Annotated in this window: 9 protein-coding genes and 1 tRNA gene; 9 read left to right on the forward strand and 1 reads right to left on the reverse strand. The window is 76.1% G+C overall.

Annotated features, from left to right (window positions below; all coding sequences use genetic code 11):
* Window positions 1-213: 213 nt before the first annotated feature.
* On the reverse strand, window positions 214-855 hold the full coding sequence (locus V9U69_RS00045; RefSeq protein ID WP_337059238.1) for a 5-formyltetrahydrofolate cyclo-ligase: 642 nt from the start codon (window positions 853-855) through the stop codon (window positions 214-216).
* Window positions 856-1012: 157 nt separating this feature from the next.
* Between V9U69_RS00045 and galU the strand changes: the two genes are divergently transcribed.
* The 9 genes from galU to V9U69_RS00090 all read left to right on the forward strand — a co-directional run bounded on the left by galU (window position 1013) and on the right by V9U69_RS00090 (window position 9197).
* Window positions 1013-1939: a UTP--glucose-1-phosphate uridylyltransferase GalU gene (gene galU / locus V9U69_RS00050; protein ID WP_337059239.1), complete on the forward strand. Its 927-nt coding sequence runs from the start codon at window positions 1013-1015 to the stop codon at window positions 1937-1939.
* The gene (gene glp, locus V9U69_RS00055) at window positions 1936-3234 is read left to right on the forward strand and encodes a molybdotransferase-like divisome protein Glp (protein ID WP_337059240.1); all 1299 of its coding nucleotides are present in this window, start codon (window positions 1936-1938) and stop codon (window positions 3232-3234) included. Before galU ends, glp begins: the two co-directional genes overlap by 4 nt.
* Window positions 3231-3776: a cyclic pyranopterin monophosphate synthase MoaC gene (gene moaC, locus V9U69_RS00060; protein ID WP_337059241.1), complete on the forward strand. Its 546-nt coding sequence runs from the start codon at window positions 3231-3233 to the stop codon at window positions 3774-3776. The genes glp and moaC overlap by 4 nt, the downstream gene beginning before the upstream one ends.
* Window positions 3757-4290, forward strand: a complete 534-nt coding sequence (locus tag V9U69_RS00065; RefSeq protein ID WP_337059242.1) for a MogA/MoaB family molybdenum cofactor biosynthesis protein — start codon at window positions 3757-3759, stop codon at window positions 4288-4290. Before moaC ends, V9U69_RS00065 begins: the two co-directional genes overlap by 20 nt.
* A 28-nt stretch (window positions 4291-4318) precedes the next feature.
* Window positions 4319-4897: a GNAT family N-acetyltransferase gene (locus tag V9U69_RS00070; RefSeq protein WP_337059243.1), complete on the forward strand. Its 579-nt coding sequence runs from the start codon at window positions 4319-4321 to the stop codon at window positions 4895-4897.
* Between the two features lie 131 nt (window positions 4898-5028).
* Window positions 5029-5919: a hypothetical protein gene (locus tag V9U69_RS00075; protein WP_337059244.1), complete on the forward strand. Its 891-nt coding sequence runs from the start codon at window positions 5029-5031 to the stop codon at window positions 5917-5919.
* A gap of 74 nt (window positions 5920-5993) precedes the next feature.
* Window positions 5994-6066: transfer RNA gene (locus tag V9U69_RS00080), tRNA-Ala, on the forward strand.
* A gap of 265 nt (window positions 6067-6331) precedes the next feature.
* Window positions 6332-7903 carry a sugar transferase gene (locus V9U69_RS00085; RefSeq protein ID WP_337059245.1) on the forward strand — a complete coding sequence of 524 codons (1572 nt, stop codon included), beginning with the start codon at window positions 6332-6334 and terminating at the stop codon, window positions 7901-7903.
* 130 nt (window positions 7904-8033) lie between these two features.
* On the forward strand, window positions 8034-9197 hold the full coding sequence (locus V9U69_RS00090; protein ID WP_337059246.1) for a hypothetical protein: 1164 nt from the start codon (window positions 8034-8036) through the stop codon (window positions 9195-9197).
* The last annotated feature ends 27 nt before the right edge of the window (window positions 9198-9224 follow it).

The following is a 9224-nucleotide window of genomic DNA, read 5'->3' on the forward strand; positions in this document are numbered from 1 at the left end:
CCACGGTCACGGGGGCTCCTCCTCGCCGGCGCTGCCGGGGCGACCGGTCAGCACTCGGAGTCGATCTGGGCACAGCTCGCAGTCACCATCGACGGGGCACAGTGAACCACGCCGGCCCCTCCCCCCGGCCGGGGCCGGGGGGAGGGGCCGGGAGGAGGGGCCGGGTGGTGGGCGGGGGAGGGGCGGGCTCGCCGGGACCGGGGCGGGCAGCGCTCAGGCGGTGAACGGCATCCAGCGGGTGGGGGTGACGACGGCGTGCACCGGGCGGTCGTGCGGCAGCACCGGCAGCGGGCTGACGGCGGCGTCGAACAGCTCGTCGTCGTGCACGAGCGCCACCACCGGCACCCGGGCCGGCACCCTGCGCAGCGCCCGGTCGTAGCTGCCGCCGCCCTGGCCGAGGCGGCGGCCGGCGGTGTCCACGGCCAGGGCCGGCACGACGACGACGTCGGCGGTGGCGATGGCGTGCGGGCCCAGCGGGCCGTGCCCGCCGGTGGCGCCGGCGCGCACCGGTCGCACCTCCCAGTCGAGGTCGGCGTCGGGCAGCAGCACGGGCAGCAGGACCTCCACGCCGTGCCGGCGCAGCTCGGCCAGCGCCGAGCGGGTGCCGGGCTCGCCGGGCAGGGAGGAGTAGCAGGCGACGCGGCGGGCGCCGGCGACGAGCGGGCACGCCAGCAGCGTGCGGGCCACGGCGGCGTCGACCTCGGTGGCCTCGGCGGCGTCGCGGGCGCGGCGGCGGGCGCGCAGCGCGCTGCGCAGGCCGAGCTTGCGCGCGCCCACCTCGACCGGGTCGTGCGCGACGCGCAGGCCCGCGGTGCGGGCGGTGGCGGACGGCGCGTCGGCGCGGGTGGTGGGCACGGCGGCTCCCGGGGGTCTCGCGACGTCCCGCGCGCGCGGTTGCACGTGGCCGTCGACGTGTCCAGTCTGCCCCCGCGGCGCCCGGAAAGCCATGCCCCGCGTGAGCGCGCGACTGCGCTCGGTGCCGCGGCTGGGCCGGGCGGTAGCCTCCGGCCCCATGAGCGAACGCGACGAGCGTCCCGGCCGCACGGTCCGCAAGGCGGTCATCCCCGCTGCCGGCCAGGGCACCCGGTTCCTGCCCGCCACGAAGGCCATGCCCAAGGAGATGCTGCCGGTGGTGGACACCCCGGCCATCCAGTACATCGTCGAGGAGGCGGTGCGCGCCGGCCTGACCGACGTCCTCATGGTCACCGGCCGCAACAAGCGCTCGCTGGAGGACCACTTCGACCGCAACGTCGAGCTGGAGGTGGGCCTGCAGGCCAAGGGCGACGACGCCAAGCTCGCCCGCGTGCAGGAGTCCACGGACCTGGCGCAGGTGCACTACGTGCGCCAGGGCGACCCCAAGGGCCTGGGCCACGCGGTGCTGGTGGCCGAGCAGCACGTGGGCGACGAGCCGTTCGTGGTGCTGCTGGGCGACGACATCGTCGACGCCCGCGACCCGCTGCTGGACAAGATGATCGAGGTGCGCGAGCAGCACGGCGGCAGCGTCGTGGCGTTCATGGAGGTCCCCGAGGACCAGATCCACCTGTACGGGTGCGCGGTCGCCGAGCCCACCGGCGTCGAGGACGTCGTGAGGGTCTCCGGCCTGGTGGAGAAGCCCAAGCGCGAGGAGGCCCCCAGCAACCTGGCCATCATCGGCCGCTACCTGCTGGACCCGGCCGTGTTCGCGGTGCTGCACGAGACGCCGCCGGGCAAGGGCGGGGAGATCCAGCTGACGGACGCCCTGCAGGTGCTGGCGCGCTCCGACGCCCCGGGCGGCGGCGTGCACGGCGTGGTCTTCCGCGGCCGCCGCTACGACACCGGCGACAAGCTGGACTACATCAAGGCCGTGGTGCGCCTGGCCAGCGAGCGCGAGGACATCGGCCCGGACCTGCGCGCGTGGCTGGGCGAGTACGTCGCGGCGGGGGCCGGCGCCCCCTCGTGAGCACCGCGCACGTCAGCTCCCACGGGGACGGCCCGTTCACGCCGGTCGCCGAGCACGCCGCCACCTGCCTGGACCTGGTGCGCCCGCTGCGGCCGCTGGACGTGGCGCTGCGCGACGCGCTGGGCTGCGTGCTGGCCGAGGACGTGGTCAGCCCGCGCCCGCTGCCGGCGTTCGACAACTCCGGCATGGACGGCTACGCGGTGCGGCTGCGGGACGTGGAGGGCGCCTCGGAGGAGACGCCCGTGGGTTTGCCGGTGGTGGCGGACGTCGCCGCCGGCAGCGGCGACCCGCTGCGCCTGGCGGGCGGCACCGCGGCGCGCATCATGACCGGTGCTCCGGTGCCGGCGGGCGCGGAGGCCGTGGTGCCGGTGGAGTGGACCGACCGCGGGGTGGCGCACGTGAGCGTCCGGCGCGCCCCGCGCCCGGGGCAGCACGTGCGCCGCGCCGGTGAGGACGTCTCCGCCGGCGTGGTGGTCGTGGAAGCCGGCACGCGCCTGCAGCCGCGGCACGTCGGCGTCCTGGCGGCGGTGGGCCGCGCCCGGGTGCGGGTGCGCCCGCGCCCGCGCGTGGTGGTGGTCTCCACCGGTGCGGAGGTCGTCGAGCCGGGCGCGGTGCTGGCGCCGGGGCAGCTGCACGACACCAACGGCTACCTGCTGACCGCGGCCGCGGAGGAGGTGGGGGCGCTGGCGTACCGGGTGGGCGTGGTCGACGACGACGCCGCGGCGCTGGCGGCGGTGCTGGACGACCAGCTGGTGCGCGCCGACGTGGTGGTCACCTCCGGCGGGGTCAGCGAGGGCGCCTACGACACCGTCAAGGAGGTGCTGTCGGGGCCGCTGGGCGAGCGCGCCGGGCACCGGGTGCGCTTCGGGAGGGTGGCGGTGCAGCCGGGGATGCCGCAGGGCGCCGGCACCCTGGGGGAGCAGCGGGTCCCGGTGTTCACGCTGCCGGGCAACCCGGTCAGCTCGTTCGTGTCCTTCGAGGTGTTCGTGCGCCCGGCGCTGCGCCGGATGCTCGGCGCGGAGGGCCCCGACCCGGAGCGCCCGCGGGTGCGGTGCGTGGTCGCGCGGGGCTGGACCTCCCCGCCGGCGAAGGAGCAGTACGTGCGCTGCGCGTGGACCCGCGGCGAGGACGGCCGCCTGCACGTGGAGCCGGTCTCCGGGCACGGCTCGCACCTGGTGACCGCCTTGGCGCGCACGACGTGCCTGGCCGTGGTACCCGTGGGCACGTCCGAGGTGGAGGTGGGCGACGAGGTGGAGTGCGTGCTGCTGGGGCCGCTGCCGGTGGGGCAGCCGTGAGCGGGGCCGGCGTGGACGGGGACGGCACGGGGCGCGGCGCCGACGGGGAGCGCTTGACGCACCTGGACGAGCGCGGGCACGCCCGCGTGGTGGACGTGTCCGCCAAACCGGTCACGGTGCGCGAGGCGCGCGCCGAGGGGCGGGTCGAGTGCTCGCCGCGGGTGCTGGAGCTGATCGCCTCCGGTGGTCTGCCCAAGGGCGACGCGCTGGCGGTGGCGCGCATCGCCGGGCTGCAGGCCGCCAAGCGCACCCCGGACCTGGTGCCGCTGGCGCACCCGGTGGCGGTGCACGCCGTCGAGGTCGAGATCGACGTGGAACCGCACGCCGAGCGGCCGGGCGTGCTGATCCGTTCCGCCGTGCGCACCGCGGACCGCACGGGCATCGAGATGGAGGCGCTGACGTGCGTGGTCGTGGCGGCGCTGACGTTCGTGGACATGGTCAAGGCCGTCGACAAGCGCACGGTCGTGACGGGGGTGCGGGTGACCGCCAAGAGCGGCGGTCGCTCGGGGGACTGGAGCGTCGATGACCGACGCGACGGCTGACCCGGCGGCCGGCGGGGCGCGGCGCAGCGCCCTGGTGGTGACGGTGTCGAACCGCGCCGCCGCCGGCGTGTACGCCGACGGTTCCGGGCCCGTCCTGGTGGAGGGCCTGCGGGGCGTGGGGTTCACCGTCGACGGCCCCCTCGTGGTGCCGGACGGCGACCCCGTGGAGGAGGCGCTGCGCGACGCGGTCGCCGCCGGGTACGACGTGGTGGTCACCAACGGCGGCACGGGCCTGAGCCCGCTGGACCTGACGCCGGAGCGCACCCGGCGCGTCCTGGACTACGAGGTCCCCGGTGTGCCGGAGGCGATCCGCGCCGCCGGCGCCGCGAAGGGGGTCCCCACCGCGGTGCTCTCGCGCGGGCTGGCCGGCGTGGCGGGGCGCACGTTCGTGGTGAACCTGCCGGGTTCGCCCGGTGCGGTGCGCGACGGCGTGGAGGTCCTGTCGGGTTTCCTGCCGCACGCCGTCGACCAGTTGCACGGCGGCGACCACCGCCGCGGTGGCGGCACCCCGTGAGCCGGGTGTGAGCGTGCCGTCCTGGCCCGTGGAACTGGTCGAGGGCCCGGTGCGGTTGCGGCCGCTGCGCCGGCGCGACGCCGCGCAGTGGCGGGCGGTGCGCGCGGCGAACGCGTCCTGGTTGCGGCCGTGGGAGGCGACGAGCCCGGACGCCGCACCGCCCCCGCCGACGTTCGCGCAGATGGTGCGGGGTTTCTCCCGCGAGGCGCGCGCGGGCCGCATGCTGCCGTTCGTGGTGGAGCTGGACGGGCGTCTGGTGGGGCAGGTGACCGTCTCGGGCGTGACGTGGGGTTCGCTGCGCTCGGCGCACGTGGGGTACTGGATCGACCAGCGGGTCGCCGGCCGGGGCACGATCCCGCTGGCGCTGGCGATGGTGGTCGACCACTGCTTCCGCGTGCTGCGCCTGCACCGGGTCGAGGTGAACATCCGCCCGGAGAACGCCGCGTCGCTGCGGGTGGCCGCCAAGCTGGGCCTGCGCGACGAGGGCCTGCGCGAGCGGTACCTGCACATCGACGGCGCGTGGCGCGACCACCGCACGTTCGCGGTGACGGCGGAGGAGGTGCCGGAGGGGATGGTGAACCGGTACCGCGGCTCCACCCGTTCCTGAGCGGATCCCCCGGGGGGTGGTTTCACCCTCGGCACGAGGGGTAACCCGATGGTGGCCCAGTGGCGAAGCGGTGCGGCGACACACCGGCGAGGTCCACGCTGTCGTGGACGTCGAGCCCTAGCGTTTCGCCCGTGCCCGCGAGCAGCCTGATCTTCCTCACCATCGTCGTCCTGTGGGCTGCCTACCTGGTGCCCGCGGCCATCCGGCGGCGCCGGCACGCGGGGGAGGCCCGCGTCGGCGACCGCGACTCGGAGGCGCTGCGCGTGGTGGTGCGCCAGGGTTCCGCCCCCGCGGAGCGTCCCGGCGCCCTCGCCGTCTCCTCCAGCCGTCCGGTGCTCGCCGGGCCGGTGCCGCACCCGCAGCTGACCGCTCCGGTGGCTCCGGCTCCGGCTCCGGCTCCGGCCCCCGCTGCCGCGCCGCGCGTGCTGGTGCAGCAGAGCCGGGCGAGCCGGGTGGTGCGCCGGCGCCGCCGGCTGCTGGGGGCCGTGCTGGGCGCTGCGGTGGTGACGTGGGCGCTGGTGCTGGCGTCGGTGGCGCCGGCGTGGGCGGCCCTGCTGCCGACCGCGGCCCTGGCCCTGGTGGTGGTGGCGCTGCGCCGCCACGCCGCCGCCGCGCCGGCCCCGGTCCTGGTGCCCACCGCGGTGGTGCCCGCTCCCGCGGCTCCCGCCGAGGACGCGGGGCGCGCGGGCGGCACGGTGCTGGACGAGCTGACCGCGCAGCTGGAGCGCGAGCTCGCCGAGGAGCTGGCCGCCGCGCGGACGGCCGCCGACGGCGCGGTCCCGGCCCCGCGGCCGCGGCCGGAGGCGCCCGCCGCGGCTGCGGACGGTGCGGGCTGGGAGCCCGCGGAGGTGCCGCTGCCGACGTACCTGCTCAAGCCGCGCGCCCGCCTGGTGCGTCCCGCCCGCGCCGGTGCGCCGGTCGCCGGGCCGGTCGAGGTCGACGTGCAGGTCACCCCGGCGCCGTCGGTGCGCGGGCGCCGGGTGATCGACGTGCGGGAGCCCTCCCGCGTGGTCAACGGCTGAGCACCCGCCGTCCGGGCCGGTGCTCCGGGCCTGGTAGTGTTCTTCTCGCTCCCGCGGCAACGGGGAGCGAGCAAGGGGCTGTGGCGCAGCTGGTAGCGCACCTCGTTCGCAACGAGGGGGTCAGGGGTTCGAGTCCCCTCAGCTCCACACCAGGGGAAGAGGCCCTCGCCGGGTTCGGCGGGGGCCTCTTCGCGTTGACGGGCACCGGTCCGTGTGGGGCCCCTGGGACCTCCGTGACTCGTGTTGCGCTCAACGAGTTCTGTGGGAGGGTTGCGGAGAACAGGTGATGCCCAGCTACCATCCGTGGTGAAGGGTCACCCGAACGCACGCACGTAGCCCGCGGCAACCGAGTGGTCCGAGTCCACACCGTCGTGGTCGCGCATGTTCAGGGCACCTCGACGGGGGGAGAGGTATGGCAGCGGAGGAACTGGCGGCAGGAGAGGTGCGGGTGCTCCCGCACCAGCAGCGGAGGGTCATCGACGGCTCCGCTGCTCACACGGCGACCAGCCCCTTCCTCCCCGTCTCGCGGCGGCGCCCCACCTCGACGGGCGCGCACCGCGCCTCCCGCCGCGCCGTCTGGCAGCACGAGTACGTGCGCACCCTCGTCGCGAGCGACGCCGCGGCCGCGCTGCTGGGTGCTCTGCTGGGCTGGGCGGCCCGCTTCGGCGGCTCCCCGCTGCACCTGGGCACCACGAGCGGGGCGTCGGTCCTGTGGCTGATGGCGCTGCTGCCGCCGATCTGGGTGGCCGCGATGGGCCTGATGCGGGCGTACGAGCCGCGGTTCCTCGGCGTCGGCTCGGAGGAGTTCCAGCGGGTCCTCACCGCCGGCACCACCGTCGTGGCGCTCGTGGGCACCCTGTCGTGGGCGTTCAAGCTGGACCTGGCACGCGGCTTCGTGGTGGTGGCGCTGCCGGCGGCGGGCCTGCTGACGCTGGCGGGGCGCCTGGTGGCGCGCCGCTACCTGCACCGCCGTCGCGCGGCGGGGGAGTGCGTGCAGTCCACGCTGGTGGCCGGGCACCCGCGGGCGGTGGCCGCCCTGGTGCGGCAGGTGCGCCGCGACACCGACCACGGCCTGCGCATCGACGGCGCCTGCACCCCCGGTGGGCTGGGCAGCGCGGAGCTGGAGGCGCTGGGCGTGCCGGTGTGGGGGACGCTGGACGAGGTCGCCGCGGTGGCCCGCCGCACGGACGTCGACGTGGTCGCCACCCTGACCTGCCCGGAGCTGGACGGGCCGGTGCTGCGCCGGCTGGGCTGGCAGCTGGAGGACACCCGCGCCGACCTCGTCGTCGCCCCGGCGCTGACGGACGTGGTGGGCCCGCGCGTCGTGATCCGCCCCGTGTCCGGGTTGCCGCTGCTGCACGTGGACCGCCCCGAGCTGCGCGGTCTGCGCCACGTCGGCAAGGCGCTGCTGGACCGCGGTTCCGCGGCGGTCGCGCTGCTGCTGCTCAGCCCCGTGTTCCTGGTGATCGCGGCGATGATCAGGCTGGACTCCAAGGGCCCGGCGTTCTTCCTGCAGACCCGTGTGGGCCGCGACGGCCGCGAGTTCACCATGGTGAAGTTCCGCTCGATGGTCACCGACGCGGAGAAGCTGCTGATCGACCTGCGCGAGAAGTCCGAGGGCAACGGGCTGCTGTTCAAGATGAAGCGCGACCCGCGGATCACCCGTGTCGGCGGGTTCCTGCGCCGCTACTCCCTGGACGAGCTGCCGCAGCTGTTCAACGTGCTCACCGGGTCGATGTCCCTGGTGGGGCCGCGGCCGCCGCTGCCGAAGGAGGTCGCCGAGTACGGCGACGACCTGCACCGCCGGCTGCTCGTGAAGCCCGGGCTGACGGGGTTGTGGCAGGTCAGCGGGCGCTCCGACCTGGACCTGGACGAGTCGACGAGGCTGGACCTGCAGTACGTGGAGAACTGGTCGCCGGCGTTCGACGCGATGATCCTCGCGAAGACGGTCAAGGCCGTGGTGGGCGGGCGCGGGGCCTACTGAGGTTCCCTGCCCGATCCGGGTCCCGGTACGCGGAGTTCACCAGCGGGACGGCCGTGACGGTCGACGTGGCGTGTACCCTCCACCACGGTCAGTCGCGTCCGGTGTTCGGTGACGAAGGGGAACAGCGCTCGTGCTCACGGGAACCAACGACGATCCCACCCACGCAGCAGCAGGTGCCCCGGCGCCCGTTCCGGCGGTCGACCCGCTGCGGGTCGAGCTCGTCGACGCGACCGACGGCCGGGTCGTGTACCGCGTGGACGGCCAGGAGCTGTACGTCGAGTCGGGCACGGTCCCGCTGACCGCCTCCGGGGACGCGGAGGTCGCGCTCGGCCTGATCCCCTCGCTGAAGGCGGGCCGCCCCCTCGCGGTCGACCTCGACGTCACCCCCGCGCTCGCTCGGAACCTCGGGCGCCTGCAGGAGGTCTTCGCCACCTGGCTGGACCGGCCGGCCCTGCCCGTGCACGTGGGCACCGCCGAGCCCGGGCGGCAGCGGGCGGCCGGGGTCGGCTGCTTCTTCAGCGGCGGGGTGGACAGCTTCCACAGCGCCCTGCGCCGCCGCGACGAGATCACCCACCTGATCTTCGTGTGGGGTTTCGACATCCTCGTCGACGACGAGGACCTGGGCGCCCAGGCGCTGCAGCACGCGCGGGATGCCGCGGCGGCGCTGGGCAAGGAGCTCGTCGAGGTCACCACCGACCTGCGCCGCTTCCGGCCGCTGCACAAGGGGTGGGAACTCACCCACGGGGCCGCGCTGGCCGCGGTGGCGCAGTCCCTCTCCGGCGTCGTCGGGAAGGTCTACGTCCCCTCGTCCCGCACCTACAAGGACGCCCGGCCGTGGGGTTCGCACCCCCTCACCGACCCCCTGTGGAGCGGTGACGCCGTGGAGCTCGTCCACGACGGCGCGGACTCCACCCGGCTGGAGAAGATCAGTTTCCTCGCCCACGAGGACGTCGCCGCGCAGCACCTGCGGGTGTGCTGGGAGAACCGCGGCGGGCGCTTCAACTGCTCGCAGTGCGAGAAGTGCACGCGCACCATGGTCGCCCTGCGCGCCCAGGGGGTGCTGGACCGGTTCGTCACCTTCAGCGGCGACCTCGACCTCGGCCGGTTGCGCCGCACCCCGCTGCGGGACCGCGCGCAGGAGGCGTTCGTGCGCCAGAGCCTGGCGCACGTCGCGCGGACCGGGACCGACCCCGAGCTCGAGTCCGCGCTGCGCTGGCAGTTGCGGGTCAGCCCCCCGTGGCGGGCGCTGCGCAGGACGGGCCGGCAGTTCCGGAACCGGCTCGTCCGCCGCTGACGGACCGCCCCGGGGGGGGGGCACCCC

This window comes from Kineococcus sp. G2, assembly GCF_037154035.1.
Taxonomy (GTDB): domain Bacteria; phylum Actinomycetota; class Actinomycetes; order Actinomycetales; family Kineococcaceae; genus Kineococcus.

What these genes read in the sequence shown, in the direction of transcription:
- galU (WP_337059239.1), top strand. Translation starts at nt 1,013, where the DNA reads ATGAGCGAACGCGACGAGCGTCCCGGCCGCACGGTCCGCAAGGCGGTC.
- V9U69_RS00085 (WP_337059245.1), top strand. Translation starts at nt 6,332, where the DNA reads ATGGCAGCGGAGGAACTGGCGGCAGGAGAGGTGCGGGTGCTCCCGCAC.
- V9U69_RS00065 (WP_337059242.1), top strand. Translation starts at nt 3,757, where the DNA reads ATGACCGACGCGACGGCTGACCCGGCGGCCGGCGGGGCGCGGCGCAGC.